The following is a 21,086-nucleotide window of genomic DNA, read 5'->3' on the forward strand; positions in this document are numbered from 1 at the left end:
GGATGAAAGAGTCCCAATTACTAAAGGGAGTCTTGGAGGGCTGTGTGCTGGAGATTATTTCCAAAAAGGCTATCTATGGCTATGAATTGATCCAAAGTCTCAAAGAGATGGGATTTGATAAGATTGTCGCCGGGACCATTTATCCCCTGCTTCAAAAATTAGAAAAACAAGGAATTATTTATGGGGAAATGAGGCCGTCTCCAGATGGTCCTGATCGTAAGTATTTTTCACTCAGTGATGCTGGAAAAGAGCGTTTAGGGGAATTTTGGGACCAGTGGCAGGAGCTAGTCACAAAAGTAGAACGTATCAAGAAGGAGGGGAAAGAATGGTAGAAAGTTATACAGAAAAAATGTCAGATGAATTGATTCATTTAAATAAAGAGGATCAAGCCTATGTGAAAAAAATGGTGGCCTATATTGGGGCTAAGTCCTATTTTTATGATGATGAAGCACTCGGTGAACAACTCTACAATATGGTTTGCGACCTAAAAGTTGCTGAAAAAGAAGACATTCGGGCAGTGGATTATTTTGGAAAGGATCCACGGGCTATGGTGGACCAAGTTCTTTCAGATTTGCCTAAACGCTCTTTAGGATCTTATGTGGGACTCGTCTTCCTACTTGGAGTGATCTTAGTTGGCATGCGTTATTTAATGGATTTTACCTGGATGACGCCATTGAAAATTGAACCCCTGACCTATGTTGTTATTTTATTCAATTTCTTGGTGTTTAGCCAGTTCATCACGTGGCTTTGGTCCAAACAGAGCTATGGTGAAATGAAGAGGTCTTGGGCTATTTTTATCAGTGTGATCTGCCTGATGGTATTTCTGAACATCATACGACTATTTTCGATTTATTTTGGCCACATTGGGAGTCTCTTCTTATCAGATGGTTGGGCGGTTGTTCTTGCTATCCTAGTCCTACTTGGGTTTGCGGTTATGGCTTATAGAAGCAGGGAGCGTTTAATGACGAGTCTACTAGTTATGGGCCTGACTTTCCTAGTTACTGGATGCTGGATTCGTCTTGTGAATCAGGAAACTGCTCACTTATTAGGCTGGCTACTTCCTCTCATAGGACTAGTCCTGACCTTCGTTGTATTTCGTCTCCAAAGAAAGGGGGAAGAAAGATGACAGCAGTTATTTATTATGAAGAAACTCAGGCTTTGGTTCAAACCTTTAGCCAGGAGGACCAAGCTTATTTCCAAGATCTCTGGGATTATTTCAATTTCGCCGGTTTCTTATATGAGGAGAAGGCTTTGAGAGAGCAGGTCTATAATTTAGCACTAGATTTTTCGCAAGCAGGAGCGGATGGATTGACAGCAAAGGACTATTTTGGTCTCAATCCAAAGGAAATGGCAGACCAAATCATCGAAAATATGCCCAAAGAATCGACACGGTCTGTTCTGAAATATGGGGCGATCATCTCGGGAATTGTGATTTTCTATCGCCTCTTAAGTGATTTTGCTTCGCAAGTAGTCCTGGTTCTCAAGCCCCTCATCTATCTAACGGATAGTATTTTAGGACTTTTGGCCGTTGGGTTACTATTCTATCTCCTTCGTCGCCTCATTTTTGCAGAAGAGAAGTCAAAAAAAGTAATCTATGTAGCAGTCGTTCTCGTTCTGGGGATCTATTTTATCAGTGAAATAGTTGGGGTCCGATTCTTGCCAGCTTTTGCCTGGTTGACGGTACCGAATCCATGGGATACTTTCCTGATGACAGGGGCTTCTGCAGGTCTTATCCTCTGGCAATGGAAAGAAGAGTTTGTTCGTGCCTTCATCTTTCCTATTCTGTCCTTCTTAGTAGTGGGATTCTTGCATCGCTGGACTTTGGCACAAGGAATTCAGAATCCTAGTATGACTGTCCTCCTGCCAACAGCCGTCATTGTTTTTGGGCTAGTTATATACTATTGGTTTACCATTCGGGCCTTGAGAAAGATGAAGGCTGAAGAAGGTTAAAATACAGTTAAGGAGGGGTGCCCCTCCTTTATTAGTTGGAGAAGTTACTGTCAGAGATAGGCTACCATTTTCAATCTAAGTATGATAGAATGATGACAATAAAAGGGGGGAAAGGGATGAATCTATTTCGAAAAAAAGATGTTGGCAAATCTCATGCTGGTCTGAACCGCCATTTGCGAATGTGGGATTTGATTGTTTTAGGTATCGGTGCTATGGTGGGAACGGGGATTTTCACCATTACGGGAACTGCTGCTGCTACTTTAGCTGGACCAGCCTTGATTGTTTCCATTGTGATTGCAGCTTTTTGCGTAGGATTGTCTGCTCTCTTTTTTGCAGAGTTTGCTTCGCGGATCCCTGCGACTGGGGGAGCCTATAGTTACCTCTATGCTATCTTTGGTGAGTTTCCAGCTTGGCTTGCAGGCTGGCTAACGGTTATGGAATTTATGACAGCTGTATCCGGGGTCGCTTCGGGTTGGGCAGCCTATTTCAAGGGCTTGTTAGCGAATGGAGGTATCCATCTCCCAGCTGCTTTAAATGGGACCTTTAATCCTACTGCAGGGAACTATGTGGATCTGTTACCCATTTTAGTCATGGTTCTGGTGACGGCTCTAGTTCTCCACAATGCTAAATTTGTCCTGCGCTTTAATTCGATCCTGGTAATTTTGAAATTCTCTGCCCTGGCTTTGTTTGTTCTGGTAGGAATGTTTCATCTCAATCCTGCCAACTGGGCAAATTTTGCTCCTTACGGATTTGGGGAAATCTACGGTGGTCAGACAGGGATTATGGCGGGGGCTTCGCTCATGTTTTTCGCTTTCCTAGGATTCGAGTCTATTTCCATGGCGGTTGATGAAATTCAAGAGCCTCAAAAGAATATTCCTCGGGGGATTGTTCTCAGTTTGATGATTACGACGGTGCTCTATATCTTGGTAACCTTGGTGCTAACGGGGATGGTACCTTTTAGTCAGTTGAATGTGGATGATGCGGTTGCCTATGCTCTCCGTCAGGTAGGAGCCTCTTGGGCAGGGACCTATGTTTCCCTCGTTGCGATTTTTACCCTCATCACCGTCTGCATTTCCATGACCTTTGCTCTTTCTCGAATGATCTATAGTTTAGCGCGTGATGGTCTTCTTCCCAGTATGATGCGGGAGTTGGATCCTAAGACCAAGGTGCCTAAAAAGGCAACGATACTAGCTGGGATTGCTGCAGCGATTGCAGGTGGGGTTTTCCCATTAGCGAGCATTGCCTCCTTTTTAAATATCTGTACCCTAGCCTATTTGATCATGATGGCCTTAGCTATTCTTAAACTTCGTAAAGAACAAGGGCTACCAAAGGAAGGGGAGTTCAAGACTCCTTTGGTTCCATTCCTGCCTATTTTATCCATTATCATCTGCGTCTCTTTCATGACCCAGTATTCTCTAGGAACTTGGATGGCCTTTGGCCTTGCTCTCTTGATTGGGACGGTCCTTTATTTCAGCTATGGCTATCAACATTCTGAAGAAAATAAGCAAGAAGATTAACGAAAAGTCAGAGAACTACTCTGGCTTTTTCTTTTGAGCAGGTGAAGAAGAAATGCCAGATAGTAAGCAACAAGTAAACTTGATTTTTGTTATAATGAAAGGGAGTATAAATCAAAGGAGAAGATCATGACATTTGAAGAAATCTTTAAAAAATAGCAATATGTATTAGTATCGTTCTCATTTGTCAACATTTTAAAATTGGCAGTTTGGGCACTCCTAAAAGGAGGTTTTAGAGTGTTTATCTACTATATCTCTTGGTTCATTCTAGGTTTATTTGAGAAAGGGATTATGAATAATTCATTTTTTAGAACTTGATTAGTAACTTACACGTTCATAGTAGATTTATATATTCGAAAGTTTGGGGTAGTTTTAGAGAGTTATAAAGTATGAAAAAGTTAAAAAAGATTGAAAAATGAATAGGAGGTTTCTATGAGATTCATTATTTCTTTTATCACATTTTGTGGTCTAGTTGGTGTTTGGTATTTTATAAAAAAACAACCAAATATAAAATATCGAAACATTTCAGCTTTGGTTTCTATAATTGGTTTTATTATTTTTGGTTTATTCTTTCAAGAAGAAAAAACTCAACAAGCTTCGGTAGAGCCTGTTGTTAGTTCAAGTAACTCGTCTTCTAGTGTATCAACAATAATTCAGACGTCCTCCTCGACTTCAGAAATTAGTTCATCAAGCGAATCAGTTTCGACATCAAAACAATTTAATGATGAAGAGTTTCAAAAATATGCTATTCAATTTCAGAATAAATTGAATGAGTTGGTAAAAGAGACTGGGCAAGTTTATAGTGCTACAGGGAGAGGGCTTATACTGTATCTGACTGTTCCACAAGATTTTAAATATAATTCAAAAGATAATATTCAAGAATTTGCTGACAAAGTTTTACAGGTTAAGAATGAAACTTTCCCCGTTTGGCTCGTTGAAAATGGTTATTCTGCTCAAGATGTCAGTATTCATCTACACATTAAGACAGAAGATGGGACGACAATCGCAAAAGAAAAGTTCTCGGGTTCAATGAAGGTTACGAAATAAATAATTAGTTTAAAAAATATAACAAATTTAGTTTGATTAATGGTACAGGATATTTTAAATAACAAATGAATATGAGGGATGTTACTATCTAAATGACAGCCTGTTTTAGATTTATTGTTCAATAAAAAGACACAGTTTTAGAAGAAGGAAGAAACTTATGGGATTTTTTGATAATGTAAAACAAGAAGGTACCTTTTCAAATGCTTCTGGAGCAAATGGATTACATTATGTTGTTCTTCAAGTGACATTGAAAGAAAAATTTTTTGGCACTGGTTCAGGGAACCTTACAGAATTAGAAGATGTAATCAATCGCCAAGCGTCTAAGGGATATAGACTTCATACAATCAGTACAGCAAATGGTGGAAGTAAAGGATTAGGTGGAGGAGATCGTATTCAAGCAACTATGGTTTTTGAGAAGATTGTATAATCCCTCTTTATTCCTCATATTTGCCAGTAATAACCTTTTTTTTAAGTGTTATTCTAACAAAAATAGTGTAAATAGAAGACAGAAATCGAAAATAAATAGAGGTCGAACAAGTTTGCTAACTTGTTGACATATGGCTCCAAATGGATTATAATTTATTTAATCTTAATGAATGGTTGCAGTAGCGACCTACCGAAAGGGGCTTCTAACGAAGCTCCTTTTGTGCATTATTATGAGGTACAATCAATGAAACCTTTTACAAATATTGATGAACAGATAGAGCTGCTAAAATCCAGAAATCTAACATTTATAAATGAAAGTTTAGCAAGACAATCTCTAACCAATTATGGATACTATGAAATAGTCAACGGATATAAGTATTTCACTATTGAGTTAGACTCTGAGGAGGAAATCTATAAAGATGGTGAAACGTTTGAACATATGCTCGCCCTCTACGAACTTGATAAGGATATCCGAAAAGGAATTATAGAAGCGACTATGGAGATTGAATTGTCACTACGGACAGCAATCGGTTACGTTGTCGCAAAAGATATCGGAGTTGAAAAAGAGAATTACCTGGATAGAAAAAATTATAATCAAGGTAAGAAGAATAAAAGAGGTTATGAGATTGATCAGCTTATTCATAAATTAAATAAAATTTACGATGATAACTCTGAACCTTATAAACACTACAGAGAAACTCACGGACACATTCCGCCTTGGATTCTTTTAAAAGGTACTACTCTAGGAAACCTAGTAACCATGTGTAAGCTACTAAAACCTGCTCAAAAAGAGCAAGTCATTGCAACCTGCCTAACAATTCCTAAAGAATTTATAACCGAGGAAGTAAAAGCAACCTTTTCAGAAATTCTATACCTAGTTTTGGCATTTAGAAACCGTGCAGCCCATAGCGGTAGACTGTTTAATTATCATTCTGAAAAATATTATATCAGCTATAGAGAATTTTTCCACAAACGTATGGGGATATCTGAAGCTGGCTATAGAAAAGGCGCAGGAAAAAACGATTTATACACCCTTTTCAACTCTCTTACATGGTTTAAAAATGAAGATGCATCATTTCATGCCGAATTTGCTTTATTCTATTCTCTCAAAGAGCATCTTAAGAAATTCCCTGATGATGATGTTATGTTTACGATAGAATCAGGTATGCCATTAGAGTATATAAAGGACAAAATAGCTAAGTATTTTGATTAGAATTATTATTTAACCAAATATAACACCTCTATAAGTCCCATATTAACCTTGTGTTCTATTCTAGTAAAATTTAACTTCCAACTGAAAAACGAAAATAAGGAAATCTCGAAACTCATAATATGATATGAATCACGATCTAAAACGCTTTTAATAATAGCTTCCCTGCTGATGTTTTTAGGAAGTGATATCATGAAAATTACAGAAGTAATAAAAAGAGATAGTAGTACGGTAAACCGTTCTAGTATAGGGCTAGATGAGTGCAAATTAAATGTGAAGTCCAAGACTTTTAATACTATCAGTATGAATAAAATAATTGTTGTTTATAAAAAATGATTGACATTCCAAAGAACCGTGCAGGGATAAGTGTGATTAGTATAGAAATCAAAATAGTTAATATACTACGATTATATAAAAATAGAAAAAAATCAAAGGAGAACACCATGACATTTGAAGAGATTTTACCAGGCTTAAAGGCCAAGAAAAAATATGTACGAACAGGATGGGGTGGAGCAGAAAACTATGTCCAATTGTTTGATACCATCGAGCAAAATGGAGTGGCTCTGGAAGTGACACCTTATTTCCTCATTAACGTGTCTGGTGAAGGCGAAGGCTTTTCCATGTGGAGTCCAACCCCTTGTGATGTCTTAGCGACAGATTGGGTGGAAGTTCATGACTAAAGGGGTCTTGATTACGGGCGTGAGTTCCGGAATTGGTCTGGCTCAAGCCCGTCTCTTTCTAGAAAAGGGCTACCAGGTCTATGGGGTGGACCAGGGAGCTGATCCCCAGTTGCCAGGTGAGTTTCACTTCTTGCAGCGGGACTTGACCCTAGATTTGACGCCGATTTTTGACTGGTGTCCTGAGGTCGACGTCTTGTGCAATACGGCTGGGGTATTGGATGACTACAAACCACTTCTTGAGCAAAGCGCTCAGGAGATTCAGGAGATCTTTGAGATCAACTATGTGACTCCGGTAGAGCTAACACGGCATTATCTGACTCAAATGTTGGAGAAGAAGCAAGGGATCATCATCAATATGTGCTCCATTGCTTCTAGCCTAGCAGGAGGTGGCGGTCACGCTTATACTTCCTCCAAGCATGCTCTAGCAGGCTTTACCAAACAGCTGGCTCTGGATTATGCAGAATCTGGCATTCAAGTCTTTGGCATTGCTCCTGGAGCCGTCAAAACAGGCATGACTGCAGCGGACTTTGAACCAGGCGGTCTAGCAGACTGGGTGGCTAGCGAGACCCCTATTAAACGCTGGATAGAGCCAGAAGAAGTGGCAGAAGTCAGTCTCTTTTTGGCCAGTGGGAAGGCCTCTGCCATGCAGGGGCAAATCCTGACCATTGATGGTGGCTGGAGTTTGAAGTAGAGAACTGAGAAAGCAGGAGGTTAATGCATGCACGAATATGATTTTGGTTTTTCCTTACCGAAAGGATATCAGGTATTTCTTGATGACTTAGGGGATCAGCCAGGTTATGACATTGGTGAGACGGGTATTTGTCTCTATGCTAAAGAAGATCTTACCGAACGCAATCAAACCTACCAGATTGATGAGGATGAACCAGATTTCTTTATGATCGGTCAAGATGGGGATATGGCCTATTTCCTCAAAAAGAATGGGGACGATAGCATTTATGAAAATGATCTAGGTGCGCTAGGTTCTCTCGAAATGCAAAAGGTAGCTGAATCAATTGCAGACTTTATTAATCAGATCTTGCAGGAGGAGTAAGATAGAAATAGAAAGGGGACTGAGAAAGATAGCTGCAAAAAGCTCGTCGATTTACTCAGTCTTTTTTAAAAAATTTTTTAAAAAATCTTTTCTCATTCATTTTGGATTCATCTTTCTTAGATAAAATAGAATCATCAAGAAGAACTTGATAAGAAAAAAAGAAAGTTGGTAACTAACATGAAAAAATCAATTAAACAAAAAGCCGTTGCAAGTCTCGCAATCTTCTCTCTATCAACTGCCGCTCTAGGCTCTGTAGTAGCCTTTGCCGATACTGGAACAAGTAAAAAGACTACTTCTTCAACAGTGACTGCATCTGTCACCCTTGCACAAGCTCAAGAAAAAGCTCTGAAAGAAGCTAAGGGTGGAAAAGTGATTGGCTACGAGCAAGAAGAAAAACATGGAAAAGCAGTGTATGAAGTGACCATCTTGGATGGAAAAAATGAAAAAGAATATAAGATCGATGGCCAGTCTGGTGCTATCTTGAAGTCAAAAACTAAGGATCTGAGTCAGGATCGTGAAGATCAGCAATTAATCGGAGCAAGTGTTCAGTTGGACTTGGCTAAGGTAGAGAGCCAGCTGAAATCAAAATACTCGAATGCTAGTATCGAAAAAGTAGAGTTAGATGTAGAAGATGGTAAACTTGTCTATAGCGTTAGCTTGCGAGAAGGCAATCAAAAAATTGAGTTAGAGTTAGATGCCAATACAGGTACCGTATTGGAAGAAGATGTGGAGCTGGATCACGATTAACTAGAGTAAGATCTCGACTAGGCTTTTCCTAGCCGAGATTTTTTATGGAAGCATGGTATAATAAGGGAAGAAATTTGGAGTAAGTGGCTATGAAAGTATTAGTGATTGAAGACGAAGTAGATTTGAATCGTAGCATCGTTAAATTACTGAAAACCCAGCAGTATAGTGTTGATGCGGCCTATGATGGTCAGGAGGCCTTGGACTACATTCGTGTGTCCCAGTATGACGTGATTATTTCAGATATTATGATGCCGCAGCTAGATGGTTTGGGGGTATTGAGCTACTTGAGAAATCATCAGATTAAGACCCCAGTTCTGATGCTAACGGCTAAAGATAGCCTAGAAGACAAGGTAACAGGACTGGATGCTGGTGCAGACGACTACTTGGTCAAACCCTTTGAATTTGATGAATTACTGGCTCGGATTCGCGTCATGCTGAGACGAAATAATCGAGAAAACTTGACCAACCTGGTCCAATTTGGTGACTATTCCTTAGACCTGGCAAAAAAGACCATCCAACACAAGGGTGTTTTGGTTGACCTGACTTCCAAGGAGTATGAGTTACTAGAGTGCTTGGTTCGCCATCCCAATGTCGTTTTAAGTCGGGAACAGATTCGCGAGCATATTTGGGATTTTGACTATGTTGGGGAGTCCAATATCATCGATGTTTTAGTCAAGAATATCCGCAAAAAATTAGGTAATCCATCGATTATTCAGACAAAAAGGGGGATGGGCTATGTTTTCAAAAATGAAGAAGGACTCTAAGTCTCCCTCAATTGTCTCCAAAGTGACGCTCTGGTACACGCTCTTTGTTTCCTTCCTCTTTGTCCTCATGTTTGGAGCTTCCTTTATCATTTCCGGGACCTGGTCGAGTTATAGCGCTCGTGGAGAGCTAGAGCGGGAGACCATGGAGATGGCTGCTGATTTGGAAGAGTTTGAGTCTTTTGATGATGGGAATTATTTTGCGCTCTATAATCAAAATAGGGAATTGGAGCAGGGGGCTCTACCGAGTGGCTTTGATGCCAATGCGAGCCTGTCATCAGGGACCTTATCGACCTACAGCACTTCTCAAGCGTCCTATTATTATCTCGATGTCTATAATGAGAGCGAGGGAAAGTGGGTCCGGGGTGTGCGTCTAGCTTCAGGCCTAGGAAAAGAAATGACTCTCTTCTTGCTGTCCTTAGCCATTCTAGCTCCTCTGTCCATCCTTGGCATGGCCTGGGGGGGACGTCGGATCCTCCGTAAGGCCTTCCTGCCGATCAGAGATGTGACCCAAATGGCAGAGGAAATTACAGAGAGCGGAGATTACGGCAAGCGCGTGTCGACCGAGCATCAGAAGGATTATGTAGAAACGTCTCGTCTTACCAAGGTCTTTAATAATTTGATTTCTTCTGTTCAGTCGACTTTTGAGAAAGAAAAGCAATTCAACCAAAATGTATCCCATGAGTTGCGGACCCCTCTGTCAGTCATCGTTTCGGAGAGTGAGTTTGGCTCCAAATATGCAGATAACCTAGAGGAGACCAAGGAATCTTTGACGGTCATTCATCGGCAGGCTAAATTAATGAAATCGATGACCGAGCAGATCTTGGAAATATCCAAGACCCAACACCTGCAGTGGTCGGATTTAAAACCCGTTTGTCTATCAACCCTGGTGTCAGATTATTGTCAGGGACAGGAAAGAAAGTGGGGCGAAAGCCCCATAGCCTTTGAAGTGAGCATTCAGCCGGACCTCTGGATTCAGGGGGATGCTGTTTTGGTCACTCGGATGCTGGATAATCTATTGAGCAATGCAGTGAAATTTACCAAGACCAAGGTTGCCATCCACTTGGTGGCTAGTCCAGCTGGTGCTGTTCTCAAGATAGCGGATGATGGTATTGGGATAGCGCCAGACCATTTGAGCAAGATTTGGGATCGCTTCTATCAGGTGGAGGATTCTCGGAACAAGGGCCTCAATAGTGGTATCGGACTTGGGTTGTCCTTTATTAAGGACATTGCAGACCTCCATCGAGCAGAGGTGAAAATCATCTCTGAAGAAGGAAAAGGAAGTCTCTTTCGTGTGACTTTCCCACAGATCCAGGACAAGACTTCTGTCTAAGACGGTTGATTGAGCGATCAGTATGGGTTGAAAAGGGAAAATAATAAAGTGAAATAATAAGGATAAAATGAGTCTAGTAAAACCGCTAGGCTCATTTTCTGTTTTAGCTTTATGGAAAGGGAATCTTATGGTATGATAGCCTAAAAGGGACCTGTAATATGGAGGTCAAACTATGGAAAGAGAGACTCAAAAAGGAGAAGAGATGCGGAAACACCAAGAACTTTCACTAGAGCAGATCATCGAGCAGATGCGTGTGGACGAGTCTTCTTCAGATGATTTTTGCCTCTATGGTAAGGAGTATGGAGAACTAGCACTAGATAGGCTCTATTGGATATCGGATTATCCAGATGTCGTAGATGACCGTGATGTCTACCCGACAGATGTTGCGGAGCAAGATCTTCAGCTAGTCTACTATGGAGAACAGTTGATTGATGTCCTCACCGTAGCGCTTGAAGAAAAGCCAGATGCTAGTCACCAAGACTTGGTCGAGGCTTTGAAATATTATCAGCAGCACGATAACTTTATGCCCTTTAATGATTAGCTAGGTTGATTAGAGAAATGGTATCTGATGACTGATAGCATAAGGAGAGAAAATGATGAGAGAATATAAATTTGATGTTCATAACGAGATGTATGTAGCAATTCCAGAGGAAAGAGAAAAGGTCTGCCTTGCTTTAAGTGATTCTTTAGAAGTTATCAATGAGGAGTTGACTCCGTCCTATAAAGCAAAACTCGATAATCTACTGGATCAATCATCAGTATGGTATCCAAAAGCTTTGGAAAAAATTCAGGAGGAATTTACAGGACTAGCACATGCTAGACTCCTTTCAATTTTTATCTTGTCTGAACAAAGGGATGTAGACCTAATTTTCGGCTTGGAATTTGGACTGAAAGAGGACTCGGAGCATGGTAGAGGACTTAAATTCTCCCTCGATAGTTTTGAAATTTTAGAATATGGTTTAGGGGAAGTCGCTTATTACTAGGTGTATTCGATGATATGAGAAGCACTAGAAGATGGAGCAGGATATGGTAGAGAAAGAGTGGCGTTTTTATTCATCAGAGGATGATAGGGAGTGGGTGATTTTATCAGATCGTGATAGAGCTGAAACAAAAGAGGATATCCACTCTGTTAATCAGAAAGAATCCGTCATGCGAATGTATCGAAGACCGGGGGACTTTATCTCAGTGTCTTTGCTGTCCGCTTCTTATGAGATAGACGATGTAACAGGGAAACTTGGACAAGAGCGAGATTTCTATTTAAAAATTGAATGCCTGCAAGATGGATGGGCCAGTATTAGTTCTCAAGTCTATAAAAAAGAGGAAGCAGTAACCTTAGCAAGCCTCTTTATGGGACTCAGAAAAGATGCGGCTATCAAACTTTGGAAGTTAAAAAAATTGGGTGAAAATAACCTAGGAGATCGGATAGAAAAATGACAGTTACTATTGATGAATTAGTGAAGGAGCTTGGTTTTTGTGTGGTGCCTACAAAGGAGAAACCATTTAGTCTGGATGAGGTCCGTTTCAACCTTTTGGCATATTTAGAGGATTATTCTAAAATGGGATTTTCTTTTGTTAAAGCAGGTGACGAACTAGTCGAACTAAGGAAAAATCAGGAGAGTTATAGGCTTGTTGGCCAGTGTTTTTTAGGATTATTTGTGATTGGAGAAGAGGAGCAAATCTTTTTACTTTGCAATCAAGAAGGAAGGGAAGTTTTTCAAGAAGCGAGGATTTATGTCAACTCTTCCTTGCAAGCTTTTGTTTCCTCTTATTCACTTTTTCTATCAGGCATCTTTCTTTTGAAAGCAAAGTTTTATGAGATTGAGCAAGATGAAGTCGAAGAGATTGCAGCAAATTTGAAGAACCAAGTACTTGCCTTGGAAAAGCCCCTTGAACAAGAATTGCCTTTCTGGGAGCACATGGCCTATTTGATAGAAGACGATGGAATCGTTCTAAGAGATGATCTCTTTCATATCTTAAATAAAGAGCAGTAGGAATAGAATTAAATTAATTATGGAGAAAAAATTGCCCCAGATAAAGATTCGTGAGTGGAATGAAAAGCAAAGAACAAAACTTCGATTTATTAAAATTGGTGATATTTTTTGCTATCAATTTTCGGAGGAAATGTTTGTATTTGGTCAAATCCTTGGAAAAGTGAATGTTGGTCATGTCATCCAATTTTTCGATATCTTTCAAGCAAGACTTACTATAACAGTTGAGGAGCTAAGTCGTGCTCAATTTATAGGTAAGCCCATCATTGTAGACTCCTACACCTTGTTTGATCGAAGTCCAGTATGGTCTTGGCAGATAATTGGTCACCAAGTGGATTTTGATCCAAGCCCTTTTAAGGATTTAGCCTTTAAGTGGGGAGACCCAAATGGTCTTCACTTTGGGAAGGTCTGGCTAGATGGTAGGACAGAACCTAAGATTTTTTCTAGGGAAGAAGTTGAGGACCTAGACTGGGAAGCCTGTGTCGGAAGTATAGTTTATAACAGAATATTGGAAGAAGAACTGGACAAGCAAATGAAATAAAGGAGTTTTAGATGGACTATGTAGATGAGTTAACTTCAGGACGTACGCCCTTGGTAAAAAAAGCTGCGAAAAAAATTTTAAAGGGTAAACTAAAAGGATATGGACCATTTCTGCATCAAGCCTTGGAAGGCGAGATGGAAAAACCTAAATCATGGGAATCACAAATGTACTTACTCTACGCCATAGCCGCAACGGATTGCACAGAAGAAGTCCCCTATCTCAAGTCATTGCTGCTGAGAGATATTCCAACCCCTGTAACCTATCGCTCTCTAGCAGTAGCGATTGCTTATCTAGAAAATTTAGAAACAGAGAACTTGTCTTTTGTTTATGAGTCCTTAGAATCTAATAACTTCTCGCAAGTTGCAGGTGCTTGTGCTGCTATTTATATGAAAAAGATAGTACTTAAAGATGATGATTTTAACAAAATTATGTTTTATGTAACTCAGCCTAAATATCTTGAGCATATTGGCAAAGTCACAAATCCATTTTTATTTATCTTAGCTGCATCTTATTTATATCCTGAAGAGAATCGCCAGAAAATTGTTGACTTTTCTCGTCAGTTCGATATATCTATCGTCAAGGACTTAATCAATGACGTTACAAAAGGAAAGGACGGCAGGAGGATTAGGCTATTCTAAGACCTACTTAAAGAGAGAAGTCGCCATCTCCTTAAAGAGCGAAGCAATAACTCTTAAAAACAAGACTTTTATTCCAAGGGGATTCAGTTGCTTCTCAAAGAATTGGAAGAAAAAAGTGAAGGAAAATCACAAACATTAGACCTTGACCTAAGGCTAAACCTTTCTACAAGAAAAAAACTACGAGACCACGAATATGAAGTTACAGTATTTTGAATTAGATAAGCCCTATGTGGAAAATCAACAGAGGATTGAGGAGCTAATGTACTCAGCTGCGCTAACTTACGAGGAAGCTAGAATTAAGGACTATCGACAGAATTGGAAAGACCTCCGAAGAGCGTTCGTATATGAATCCAAATGTATGACCTCTATGGTAGAGCGCCTCTTCAAACCAGTTGTGACCAAGGATTGTTGGAAAATCATCGTAGAATGTGTAGATACGATTAGCAATCCAGCTATCATGAACCTACTTGGTGTCTATACTGTTCAGGTCTTATTTGATTTTTCTAGCTATAAAACCTTGAGTCCATTGGAACAGAAAAAGCTGCTCTTAGAGGCCTTGTTAAAAGGATTAAAGCGCGTGTTTAAGGAGCTCTCCATTCCCTGCTCCTTGATAGAGGATGTAGTCAATGAAATAGAGAAAAACGATTATGAAAATAGCTGGGAGTGGAAAAGGAAGAAGATCCAATCCACGATCTATTCCATTCAAGTGGAGCATCAGCTTGATAAAGTGGATTTGTTTTGGAAGATAGAGCACAAGGACAAGAGCATCCGTCAGTTGATTCAATCCTGCCCTGCTCACGAGATGGACTATGGGGCTAAGCTTGGTAAACTGGAAACAAAAGGGGACTTCCTTTATCTGTTGGATAAACAGAATGAGGTTGTGAGCAGAATTTCTGTTTTAAAATGATGGAGCAAGAACAATGAGTGACTTAAAAAAGAAATTATCCTTATTAAAAGTTGAAAGACGAATCAAGAATTTGAAGGGGATAAAGGATGTCTATTTTCTGACCACTAAACCGAGAGAAATTGCTTGGTATGCTGGGGAGTTGAATCCTATCGATTCTCCGATTCCTTGCCTTTATGAGTTTTCTGCCAATCTTACTACTAAAGATCTAAGTAGATCAATTCAAAGTCTAGTTGGAAATAGAAGGCAGTTTATCCTAGTTTTTTGGGAGTTTTCACCAGTTTACGTCTTGTTTCAAATGGAGTCTTTGGATAATTTTTTGTCCTCTTATTCTACTGAATTTTCTACCAGAGACCTGACACTTTTCTTTCAAGACCAGGAAAAAGTACTGGATCTCCATTTAGCGGAGGATAAAGTAGAAGTGAGAGTCTTGGAGAATAAGGCTAAGAACCCGTAGATTCTATAAATTGAAAATGAACATAGAATTAGTCGATGAAAGAGGCAAAGAGGAAAGAATGCCATTCTTGTAGAGACAAATGGTAAAGGTGGTTCTAATGTGTGAAAAAGAATATTATTATTATGGCAATAGTGAGTTTATGACAGGCCTAGGAGTTATTTATACAGAGTTTACTGGTCAGCGTGCAAGTCGACAAATTAACGTTTTGAATGGGCACTCTTATGCTTCCTCTTGCCTACAGGATTATGTTCCAGAAGTAGGGTTTCTACTCTATGATGGTCGAAAAGATGAGTTGGATCTATCAGACTCCATCAAGATTAGTCAAGAGGAATTTGAACGAATTTGGACTCAGGCTGTCGCTAGCGGTCAGAATGATGCGTAATTGTCAGTTGAAAATAGCCAAATATAATCCAAAAAATGTGAGAGGAATCCAATAATGATGCTTAATTTGTTGAAGGAATTCGTAGAAGTCTATCATAGAAACAAGGGCTTAGGAGAGCTTGTATTTACTAGTGACTGTCTCCATGTCGAAAAGCCAGATTTGTCTGGTCAATTGAAAGAGTTCTACCAGCATTTAGACTTTGATGAGGAAGCTTATTTTAGAGGAGCTCCCTATGATCTTGCTCTAATTCCTCTCCCTCTATGTGAAGCTGCATCAGAAGGATGGCAGGATCCTAGCTGGAAAGAGAGTTATATGGTTTTTGCTCACATGATGGGCGATGAGCCAATCTTTTGTGATCTAACTAGCGAGCTTAGTCCTGTATTTGGCAAGATTCCTGGAAATTCTAAGCTCTATAGCTTAAGCCCCTCTTTATCTACTTTCTTGTCTACCTATAGTCAGATGAAAAAGCTAGAAATCACCAAGTTTGAGAATGACATCTACATTGATGAGGATTTATTGGACTACAAAGAGGGATTCTTGGAGGGAATTATGGATATTATCGAGGAGCAACTTCCTGAAGACTATCGAAAAGACTTTATTGAATTTATGCTGGGTTAAAGCCAAATAGAGAGAGATGAGAAGCAAATGGAAATGAAGAATTTTTTAAAATGTTGTGAGGATATGGTCATACAAGAAGGTGGGGCCTCAGCTCTTGAACTAGAAAAACTCAAAGCCAGACAGTTTCCGCAAGCTCACCTGGATTTGCTCTCCATAACCAACGGCTTGGAATTTTATGGTGGCTATTATCGTTTGTTTGGGACGGATTCTACTCAAGCCATCACGCTGGACTCTTGGAATTCGGATGAGCTATGGAAAGATGTCTGGAGAGATTATGCATCAGACTACTATTTTTTTGGTATGTCTGCTATTGGAGATCAATTCGCTTATAGATTTAAGGATGGGAACATTCAAAGTCATCAAGTTTATTATTTAGATGGGATTACTATGGATGTCATCGAGATTTACGACAGTTTTGAAGCATTTTTCGAGAGGGAATTTGTTCTGAAAGCCCAAGGTGGGATGGAATCTATTTTTGTGTCTGCTAGGGAGCGATTTGGAAATCTAGACCTCTCCACAAGCTGTATTTATTCCCCTTCCTTAATGATTGTGAATGATCCAAGCGTTGAGAATCTCATGCTTTTACCGACAAAGGATGTCATGACTATCAATGGGGATTTGCTTGTTCAATTATCTGATTCAGAGGAGTCGATTACGAAACTGGAGCAATATCTAGACGCTTTGGGTAGAGCTAGAGTCAAGGTTATCTTTGATCGAGATTGAGAAAGCAGGATAAAGTTTATATAGAAAAGAATACTCTTGAGATTCATGATTTTAGTTTTTGAGACAAGCAATGGCTTATTCTTCTTGTAAAAGTGTCATTGTAAAAATAGATAGGTTGAACAAAGAAAACGAAGCATGATATTCATAAAAAGAGGTGAATGATGACCAGTTTAGATAAATATTTAGAGATCATTAAAAAAGGATTTTCCGAAAGAGAGAATCTAATGGCAATGGAGCCTCTGCATTCTATCGAAGAGATTGCACCATTATTGGATGAAACATTGACTTATAAAGAATTCATCAATATCAATCGCTTATTAAGACAAAAGTACATTGTCGAAAAGCCAGAGGAGATGCTGAAGGATGTGGATTTTAATCAGCTTTCGTTACCTAGCAATACGAGAGTGATTTACTTGATGGGAAGTAAATCTGATGTGCTAGACTTTTCAACATACGAACAAGTAGAAAAAATTTTATTAGTTGGGGCTAGAAGAGTAAGAAAGATCATCTTACCCCAAAATGATTGTGTGAAAGCTCTAGGGATTTCTTCTATGACAAATTTGGAAACGATAGAGAACATTTCTTTTCATAAAGGCATGCGTTATCTGCACGTTGATTATGGTGTAAAGTTGCCGGACTTTGATTTTATAAGGGATTTAAATCAGTTGCTCTATCTTTCATTTACAGCAAATAAAAATTTACCAGAATTGGATTTTATCCAGCCATCTAGTGAGCTTCGTTTTTTAGATTTTGTTGACACGTCTATTTTTAATTACGCATCAACAGTTAGCTACCTGAAGAGTCTGAAACATCTCCGATTTTTAACAACGGGAAGAACAAATCAAAAGCAAAGGGAACTTCTTAGAAGAGAGTTACCACATGTTTGCATGCGTGAGGAGTAAAAAATGCCTTTAATACAGCTTTTTATGACCGATGTCTTCATAATAAACGAACCTTTAGTCCCGTTGTTTAAGTAGGAGGAAATATGAGCCATACGAATCTAGCAAAAGAAACCTTACTCCAGTTTATGCAGGCTATGTATTCTTGGGAGAAAAAGGCCACTAGGAGCCTAAGAAACAAAGCTGATAAAGAGATGTTGAAGGATGAATTAGCTACGATTTTTGATCAGTTTTGTACATCTAAAAAACACTCAGAGCAAGGGAAGAGTCCTTATCAGTCCGCTTTCCATTTGAATACAAATTTGAGACGCATCCTATCGTTGATGAAGAGCATGACGGGAATCAAGCTTATTTCTACATCAAGGAGAATCGTTCTGGTATAGAAACCCTCTATCGTTTTCAAATGGTGTTTCAAAAGGGGAAATGGTGGATTGATAAGAAAGAATGGCTCGATGATGGGAATTGGATCAATTCTTCCTTGTGAAATACTGGATAGTATAGGAATGCAGGAAGAGATGTACTTCAAAAAACAGTGGTAGTTAAGTGTAAGAAATGAAATTTTAGAGGTCAATATGAATAAAACACTTTCAAATCAAAAAAGGAAATTAACAACCATTAAAAATCAAGTACTAAAGGCGAGAGATTTTGATCTTGAAAAAGCACAGCTTTTTACTACTAAAGCAATTTTAGAAGCATTAAAAGCAGGCAAAAAAAGCCTTGAGATCAATTGGGAGGAAAACGGGAAAACAGAAACCTACTCCTATAAACATGTACGGATGGTTCATGCTATTCAACCATATACTTTGGTTTCTGAGTTCATCGAAAACAAGACATCTGAAACCTATCAATCTTTGCTAAACGGCTGTTTTTGTTCTGTAATGGCAGACATGACCTCTGCTAAATATTTAGAGAAAGGTGGCTCAAACTTTGATACAGATATTTGTTTGAATATCTTATTTGCCCTTGCCTATTTAGATGATACTTATGTAGAATTTTTAATTGATAAATTAGCCTATTTTAAAGAGGCTCAAGCTGAAAAAGGGAAAAAAGTTATTTTCTTTTCAGCCAAGAGTTTATTGCCTTTAGTCGTTTTTCTTTATGGAAATGGACAGGGAGACCGGTTAGCTAGCTTGCTCGAAAATGCCTGTGATGCTAAATATAAACCCTTGGACTCGAACCCTTATCATAATGTGAATGATGCCTATAAACAGGTTATGGAAACTATTTTTTCAGAGGATGTGGCTATTTTTAGAGAAACAATTTTATCCATGTGTGATTATCATTTAGCGAACGTCAAAGACAGTCATTTAGTAGACTTCAATACCTTACTATGGCAGTATTTCCCAATTGAAATCTTAGTTTTACTAAAAGAACGTCAGAAAAGAGAATTCCCAATCGACGGGATTAGCCATCCCTTGCTTGATGACTTTTTACCCTATTTCTTGGATGACTTTCAGATATCCGAGCAAAATAAGATGATACTTGGCACAATCATAGAGTAGCAGTGTGAAATGATGAGCAATCGATTTATAGTAGTATCAATGTATAAGAAACATCCTCTTGAGGGAGTGATATTTCAATAGTAACAAAAAAGGAAATAAGAAATGAAAAACTATTTACTGGATGAAGGGCTATTTCAGTATCCTGAATCATTTAAAAAATTGATCGAACTTAATTTAGTTGATTTTGATTGTTGGTATCTGTTGGATTCAGAATGGGCCCTGTCTTTGTATGAGGGATTGCAGGAAAGGTACCCAACCCGAAAGTTAATTCCATTTGCTAAAAGAGGTGATTGTGATGATACAGCTTGTTTTGAAATAGGAAAGGGCAATAAGGTCCAACTCATTCATGATTTTGCTACAGAAGGCTGGGAGCAACGAAAAGAGTTTAATGATTTTTGGGAATGGGTAGAATATGCAGTCAAATGCATGATAGAGTACAATAAAGAAGATGGGATTGAATAATCGCAAGCTCTTTTCTAGGGACGAAGGAACTCGTCTCTAATGATTTACAAGGCAAGGAGAACAAATGGAAACGATCACCCAATTATTAAATGAGATTGAAAAAAGTCTCCAACAGCTAGATCATTCTTGTTTAGTCCATCTAAATCCGGGAATATCTTCTCAACAGATTCAAGAATTGTTTGAGAAAATCCCATTGCAGCCAACTCAGGACTTGCGTGCTCTTTATACTTGGAGAAACGGTTCAGAAGATAGTGAGGGAATCACACTCGGTGAGCTGGCATTTTTTCCTGGTTTCTATTTGATGTCTCTGGAAGAGAGTATCCAGACCTACTTGGAACTAAGAGCAAGGAATGGTTGGGACAAATCTTGGTTCCCAATTTTTGCCAGCGGAGGGGGAGATTTTTATGCCATGAACCTAACTTCAGAAGGTCAGGGGCAAATCCTTGGTTTTTATGTATTTGAAGAAGAGGCCCAGGTCGAATACTGGTCATTGAAATCTATGCTTGCAACCCTTAAAGCATGTTATGAACAAGGCATTATTTTCCGGAATGAACAAGGCTACTTGGATATGGATTATAGGAAGCATGCTGAGATAGCGCATGACATAAATCCAGATCTGAAGATATGGCTTGAATTCTTAAAGGAGATATAAGAGGAATGACCAAGGAGAGAATAATGGCAGTAGTGACTGTATTAAAAAAGATCATTAGACTCTATGAGGAAACAACGTTTATTCCCCAACCAGTGAGTTTTTCAAACGAAAAATTAAGGATCCAGTCCTCAGATTTGACAGGAGAATTACTTAATTATTATCAACATATAGTGTTCAATGAGGATTTATTTTTTGCTAATCAAACTTTTAATATCATTTTGTTGGCATTAGATTCTCCTGCAAGGACAGTCGAATGTTGGGCCTTACAAGATATTCTTCAGTTTAGTGAAGGGCAATACCAGATATTCGCTACTACAGATACAGATGATATTCTTTTCTGTGATATGAAAGATGACAGTTCTCCAGTTTACGCGGGCAGTCCTGGAGATCCTAATTTCTACAAACTCAGCGAAAGTTTGACGGAGTTTTTGGAGTTCTATTTCGCTTTTTCAAATTTTTGGAAACAAAGAGAAGATGTCCCACAGGAGGAATATATTGTAGGGACAGGTGACTTGATAGAGCGCTACCTTTCCCCAAACGTCCAAGCGACAGCGAAAGAATATCTACTTCGGTAAGATTGACCTGAGAAAAGCCTTTCTCA

Annotated in this window: 31 protein-coding genes; all 31 read left to right on the top strand. The window is 39.1% G+C overall.

The genetic code is table 11. The features are described 5' to 3' along the window. Positions 1–2: 2 nt before the first annotated feature. Positions 3–332 (top strand): PadR family transcriptional regulator, encoded by a 330-nt coding sequence (locus HMPREF9186_RS09550; RefSeq protein ID WP_009732462.1) that lies wholly within the window; start codon positions 3–5, stop codon positions 330–332. Beyond that, positions 326–1,126, top strand: a complete 801-nt coding sequence (locus HMPREF9186_RS09555; RefSeq protein ID WP_009732463.1) for a hypothetical protein — start codon at positions 326–328, stop codon at positions 1,124–1,126. The genes HMPREF9186_RS09550 and HMPREF9186_RS09555 overlap by 7 nt, the downstream gene beginning before the upstream one ends. Beyond that, complete coding sequence (locus tag HMPREF9186_RS09560; RefSeq protein WP_009732464.1) at positions 1,123–1,950, top strand: hypothetical protein; 828 nt, start codon at positions 1,123–1,125, stop codon at positions 1,948–1,950. The genes HMPREF9186_RS09555 and HMPREF9186_RS09560 overlap by 4 nt, the downstream gene beginning before the upstream one ends. A gap of 116 nt (positions 1,951–2,066) precedes the next feature. Beyond that, positions 2,067–3,467 (top strand): APC family permease, encoded by a 1,401-nt coding sequence (locus HMPREF9186_RS09565; protein ID WP_009732465.1) that lies wholly within the window; start codon positions 2,067–2,069, stop codon positions 3,465–3,467. Positions 3,468–3,896: 429 nt separating this feature from the next. Further along, positions 3,897–4,511 carry a hypothetical protein gene (locus HMPREF9186_RS09570; RefSeq protein ID WP_009732466.1) on the top strand — a complete coding sequence of 205 codons (615 nt, stop codon included), beginning with the start codon at positions 3,897–3,899 and terminating at the stop codon, positions 4,509–4,511. 157 nt (positions 4,512–4,668) lie between these two features. Next, entirely contained in the window at positions 4,669–4,938 is a 270-nt protein-coding gene (locus HMPREF9186_RS09575; RefSeq protein ID WP_009732467.1) for a DUF4177 domain-containing protein, read from the top strand. A gap of 243 nt (positions 4,939–5,181) precedes the next feature. Beyond that, positions 5,182–6,150, top strand: a complete 969-nt coding sequence (locus HMPREF9186_RS09580; RefSeq protein WP_009732468.1) for an Abi family protein — start codon at positions 5,182–5,184, stop codon at positions 6,148–6,150. 189 nt (positions 6,151–6,339) lie between these two features. Next, positions 6,340–6,483: a hypothetical protein gene (locus tag HMPREF9186_RS11480; protein ID WP_156801324.1), complete on the top strand. Its 144-nt coding sequence runs from the start codon at positions 6,340–6,342 to the stop codon at positions 6,481–6,483. Positions 6,484–6,590: 107 nt separating this feature from the next. Further along, positions 6,591–6,827, top strand: coding sequence for a DUF2829 domain-containing protein (locus tag HMPREF9186_RS09585; protein WP_000141913.1), 237 nt, complete (start codon positions 6,591–6,593; stop codon positions 6,825–6,827). After that, positions 6,820–7,518, top strand: coding sequence for a 3-oxoacyl-ACP reductase (locus HMPREF9186_RS09590; protein WP_009732469.1), 699 nt, complete (start codon positions 6,820–6,822; stop codon positions 7,516–7,518). The genes HMPREF9186_RS09585 and HMPREF9186_RS09590 overlap by 8 nt, the downstream gene beginning before the upstream one ends. Before the next feature lie 27 nt (positions 7,519–7,545). Beyond that, the gene (locus HMPREF9186_RS09595; RefSeq protein WP_009732470.1) at positions 7,546–7,878 is read left to right on the top strand and encodes a hypothetical protein; all 333 of its coding nucleotides are present in this window, start codon (positions 7,546–7,548) and stop codon (positions 7,876–7,878) included. A 177-nt stretch (positions 7,879–8,055) separates the two neighbouring features. Further along, positions 8,056–8,625 (top strand): PepSY domain-containing protein, encoded by a 570-nt coding sequence (locus tag HMPREF9186_RS09600; protein ID WP_006596735.1) that lies wholly within the window; start codon positions 8,056–8,058, stop codon positions 8,623–8,625. 89 nt (positions 8,626–8,714) lie between these two features. After that, entirely contained in the window at positions 8,715–9,389 is a 675-nt protein-coding gene (locus HMPREF9186_RS09605; RefSeq protein WP_003006182.1) for a response regulator transcription factor, read from the top strand. Continuing rightward, positions 9,361–10,719 carry a sensor histidine kinase gene (locus HMPREF9186_RS09610; protein WP_009732471.1) on the top strand — a complete coding sequence of 453 codons (1,359 nt, stop codon included), beginning with the start codon at positions 9,361–9,363 and terminating at the stop codon, positions 10,717–10,719. The genes HMPREF9186_RS09605 and HMPREF9186_RS09610 overlap by 29 nt, the downstream gene beginning before the upstream one ends. A gap of 202 nt (positions 10,720–10,921) precedes the next feature. Beyond that, on the top strand, positions 10,922–11,260 hold the full coding sequence (locus tag HMPREF9186_RS09615) for a DUF7716 domain-containing protein (RefSeq protein ID WP_037599420.1): 339 nt from the start codon (positions 10,922–10,924) through the stop codon (positions 11,258–11,260). A gap of 52 nt (positions 11,261–11,312) precedes the next feature. Then, positions 11,313–11,702, top strand: a complete 390-nt coding sequence (locus HMPREF9186_RS09620) for a hypothetical protein (protein WP_009732473.1) — start codon at positions 11,313–11,315, stop codon at positions 11,700–11,702. Positions 11,703–11,745: 43 nt separating this feature from the next. After that, complete coding sequence (locus HMPREF9186_RS09625; RefSeq protein WP_009732474.1) at positions 11,746–12,153, top strand: hypothetical protein; 408 nt, start codon at positions 11,746–11,748, stop codon at positions 12,151–12,153. Beyond that, positions 12,150–12,710, top strand: a complete 561-nt coding sequence (locus tag HMPREF9186_RS09630; protein WP_009732475.1) for a hypothetical protein — start codon at positions 12,150–12,152, stop codon at positions 12,708–12,710. Before HMPREF9186_RS09625 ends, HMPREF9186_RS09630 begins: the two co-directional genes overlap by 4 nt. Before the next feature lie 19 nt (positions 12,711–12,729). Further along, positions 12,730–13,248, top strand: a complete 519-nt coding sequence (locus tag HMPREF9186_RS09635; protein WP_232198444.1) for an Imm26 family immunity protein — start codon at positions 12,730–12,732, stop codon at positions 13,246–13,248. 11 nt (positions 13,249–13,259) lie between these two features. Continuing rightward, entirely contained in the window at positions 13,260–13,886 is a 627-nt protein-coding gene (locus HMPREF9186_RS09640; protein ID WP_009732477.1) for a hypothetical protein, read from the top strand. Between the two features lie 358 nt (positions 13,887–14,244). Further along, positions 14,245–14,793 (top strand): hypothetical protein, encoded by a 549-nt coding sequence (locus HMPREF9186_RS09645; protein ID WP_232198445.1) that lies wholly within the window; start codon positions 14,245–14,247, stop codon positions 14,791–14,793. A gap of 551 nt (positions 14,794–15,344) precedes the next feature. Continuing rightward, positions 15,345–15,629 (top strand): hypothetical protein, encoded by a 285-nt coding sequence (locus tag HMPREF9186_RS09655; protein ID WP_009732480.1) that lies wholly within the window; start codon positions 15,345–15,347, stop codon positions 15,627–15,629. 54 nt (positions 15,630–15,683) lie between these two features. Then, positions 15,684–16,247: a hypothetical protein gene (locus tag HMPREF9186_RS09660; RefSeq protein ID WP_009732481.1), complete on the top strand. Its 564-nt coding sequence runs from the start codon at positions 15,684–15,686 to the stop codon at positions 16,245–16,247. A 33-nt stretch (positions 16,248–16,280) separates the two neighbouring features. Continuing rightward, on the top strand, positions 16,281–16,970 hold the full coding sequence (locus tag HMPREF9186_RS09665) for an SMI1/KNR4 family protein (protein WP_232198446.1): 690 nt from the start codon (positions 16,281–16,283) through the stop codon (positions 16,968–16,970). A 161-nt stretch (positions 16,971–17,131) separates the two neighbouring features. Further along, entirely contained in the window at positions 17,132–17,872 is a 741-nt protein-coding gene (locus HMPREF9186_RS09670; protein ID WP_009732483.1) for a hypothetical protein, read from the top strand. Between the two features lie 134 nt (positions 17,873–18,006). Continuing rightward, positions 18,007–18,252, top strand: coding sequence for an NTF2 fold immunity protein (locus HMPREF9186_RS09675; protein ID WP_269596422.1), 246 nt, complete (start codon positions 18,007–18,009; stop codon positions 18,250–18,252). Then, positions 18,186–18,353 (top strand): NTF2 fold immunity protein, encoded by a 168-nt coding sequence (locus HMPREF9186_RS11710; protein WP_269596424.1) that lies wholly within the window; start codon positions 18,186–18,188, stop codon positions 18,351–18,353. Before HMPREF9186_RS09675 ends, HMPREF9186_RS11710 begins: the two co-directional genes overlap by 67 nt. Positions 18,354–18,441: 88 nt before the next feature. Continuing rightward, the gene (locus HMPREF9186_RS09680) at positions 18,442–19,371 is read left to right on the top strand and encodes a hypothetical protein (protein WP_009732485.1); all 930 of its coding nucleotides are present in this window, start codon (positions 18,442–18,444) and stop codon (positions 19,369–19,371) included. 102 nt (positions 19,372–19,473) lie between these two features. Continuing rightward, positions 19,474–19,833, top strand: coding sequence for a hypothetical protein (locus HMPREF9186_RS09685; RefSeq protein ID WP_009732486.1), 360 nt, complete (start codon positions 19,474–19,476; stop codon positions 19,831–19,833). Positions 19,834–19,897: 64 nt separating this feature from the next. After that, positions 19,898–20,485, top strand: coding sequence for an SMI1/KNR4 family protein (locus HMPREF9186_RS09690; protein WP_009732487.1), 588 nt, complete (start codon positions 19,898–19,900; stop codon positions 20,483–20,485). Positions 20,486–20,508: 23 nt separating this feature from the next. After that, positions 20,509–21,060 carry a hypothetical protein gene (locus HMPREF9186_RS09695; protein ID WP_009732488.1) on the top strand — a complete coding sequence of 184 codons (552 nt, stop codon included), beginning with the start codon at positions 20,509–20,511 and terminating at the stop codon, positions 21,058–21,060. Positions 21,061–21,086: the final 26 nt, after the last annotated feature.

Source organism: Streptococcus sp. F0442, assembly GCF_000314795.2.
Taxonomy (GTDB): domain Bacteria; phylum Bacillota; class Bacilli; order Lactobacillales; family Streptococcaceae; genus Streptococcus.

Coding starts and splice junctions, on each gene's coding strand:
- HMPREF9186_RS09550 (WP_009732462.1), top strand. CDS start 3: ATGAAAGAGTCCCAATTACTAAAGGGAGTCTTGGAGGGCTGTGTGCTG.
- HMPREF9186_RS09555 (WP_009732463.1), top strand. CDS start 326: ATGGTAGAAAGTTATACAGAAAAAATGTCAGATGAATTGATTCATTTA.
- HMPREF9186_RS09560 (WP_009732464.1), top strand. CDS start 1,123: ATGACAGCAGTTATTTATTATGAAGAAACTCAGGCTTTGGTTCAAACC.
- HMPREF9186_RS09565 (WP_009732465.1), top strand. CDS start 2,067: ATGAATCTATTTCGAAAAAAAGATGTTGGCAAATCTCATGCTGGTCTG.
- HMPREF9186_RS09570 (WP_009732466.1), top strand. CDS start 3,897: ATGAGATTCATTATTTCTTTTATCACATTTTGTGGTCTAGTTGGTGTT.
- HMPREF9186_RS09575 (WP_009732467.1), top strand. CDS start 4,669: ATGGGATTTTTTGATAATGTAAAACAAGAAGGTACCTTTTCAAATGCT.
- HMPREF9186_RS09580 (WP_009732468.1), top strand. CDS start 5,182: ATGAAACCTTTTACAAATATTGATGAACAGATAGAGCTGCTAAAATCC.
- HMPREF9186_RS11480 (WP_156801324.1), top strand. CDS start 6,340: ATGAAAATTACAGAAGTAATAAAAAGAGATAGTAGTACGGTAAACCGT.
- HMPREF9186_RS09585 (WP_000141913.1), top strand. CDS start 6,591: ATGACATTTGAAGAGATTTTACCAGGCTTAAAGGCCAAGAAAAAATAT.
- HMPREF9186_RS09590 (WP_009732469.1), top strand. CDS start 6,820: ATGACTAAAGGGGTCTTGATTACGGGCGTGAGTTCCGGAATTGGTCTG.
- HMPREF9186_RS09595 (WP_009732470.1), top strand. CDS start 7,546: ATGCACGAATATGATTTTGGTTTTTCCTTACCGAAAGGATATCAGGTA.
- HMPREF9186_RS09600 (WP_006596735.1), top strand. CDS start 8,056: ATGAAAAAATCAATTAAACAAAAAGCCGTTGCAAGTCTCGCAATCTTC.
- HMPREF9186_RS09605 (WP_003006182.1), top strand. CDS start 8,715: ATGAAAGTATTAGTGATTGAAGACGAAGTAGATTTGAATCGTAGCATC.
- HMPREF9186_RS09610 (WP_009732471.1), top strand. CDS start 9,361: ATGTTTTCAAAAATGAAGAAGGACTCTAAGTCTCCCTCAATTGTCTCC.
- HMPREF9186_RS09615 (WP_037599420.1), top strand. CDS start 10,922: ATGCGGAAACACCAAGAACTTTCACTAGAGCAGATCATCGAGCAGATG.
- HMPREF9186_RS09620 (WP_009732473.1), top strand. CDS start 11,313: ATGATGAGAGAATATAAATTTGATGTTCATAACGAGATGTATGTAGCA.
- HMPREF9186_RS09625 (WP_009732474.1), top strand. CDS start 11,746: ATGGTAGAGAAAGAGTGGCGTTTTTATTCATCAGAGGATGATAGGGAG.
- HMPREF9186_RS09630 (WP_009732475.1), top strand. CDS start 12,150: ATGACAGTTACTATTGATGAATTAGTGAAGGAGCTTGGTTTTTGTGTG.
- HMPREF9186_RS09635 (WP_232198444.1), top strand. CDS start 12,730: ATGGAGAAAAAATTGCCCCAGATAAAGATTCGTGAGTGGAATGAAAAG.
- HMPREF9186_RS09640 (WP_009732477.1), top strand. CDS start 13,260: ATGGACTATGTAGATGAGTTAACTTCAGGACGTACGCCCTTGGTAAAA.
- HMPREF9186_RS09645 (WP_232198445.1), top strand. CDS start 14,245: ATGACCTCTATGGTAGAGCGCCTCTTCAAACCAGTTGTGACCAAGGAT.
- HMPREF9186_RS09655 (WP_009732480.1), top strand. CDS start 15,345: ATGTGTGAAAAAGAATATTATTATTATGGCAATAGTGAGTTTATGACA.
- HMPREF9186_RS09660 (WP_009732481.1), top strand. CDS start 15,684: ATGATGCTTAATTTGTTGAAGGAATTCGTAGAAGTCTATCATAGAAAC.
- HMPREF9186_RS09665 (WP_232198446.1), top strand. CDS start 16,281: ATGAAGAATTTTTTAAAATGTTGTGAGGATATGGTCATACAAGAAGGT.
- HMPREF9186_RS09670 (WP_009732483.1), top strand. CDS start 17,132: ATGACCAGTTTAGATAAATATTTAGAGATCATTAAAAAAGGATTTTCC.
- HMPREF9186_RS09675 (WP_269596422.1), top strand. CDS start 18,007: ATGTATTCTTGGGAGAAAAAGGCCACTAGGAGCCTAAGAAACAAAGCT.
- HMPREF9186_RS09680 (WP_009732485.1), top strand. CDS start 18,442: ATGAATAAAACACTTTCAAATCAAAAAAGGAAATTAACAACCATTAAA.
- HMPREF9186_RS09685 (WP_009732486.1), top strand. CDS start 19,474: ATGAAAAACTATTTACTGGATGAAGGGCTATTTCAGTATCCTGAATCA.
- HMPREF9186_RS09690 (WP_009732487.1), top strand. CDS start 19,898: ATGGAAACGATCACCCAATTATTAAATGAGATTGAAAAAAGTCTCCAA.
- HMPREF9186_RS09695 (WP_009732488.1), top strand. CDS start 20,509: ATGGCAGTAGTGACTGTATTAAAAAAGATCATTAGACTCTATGAGGAA.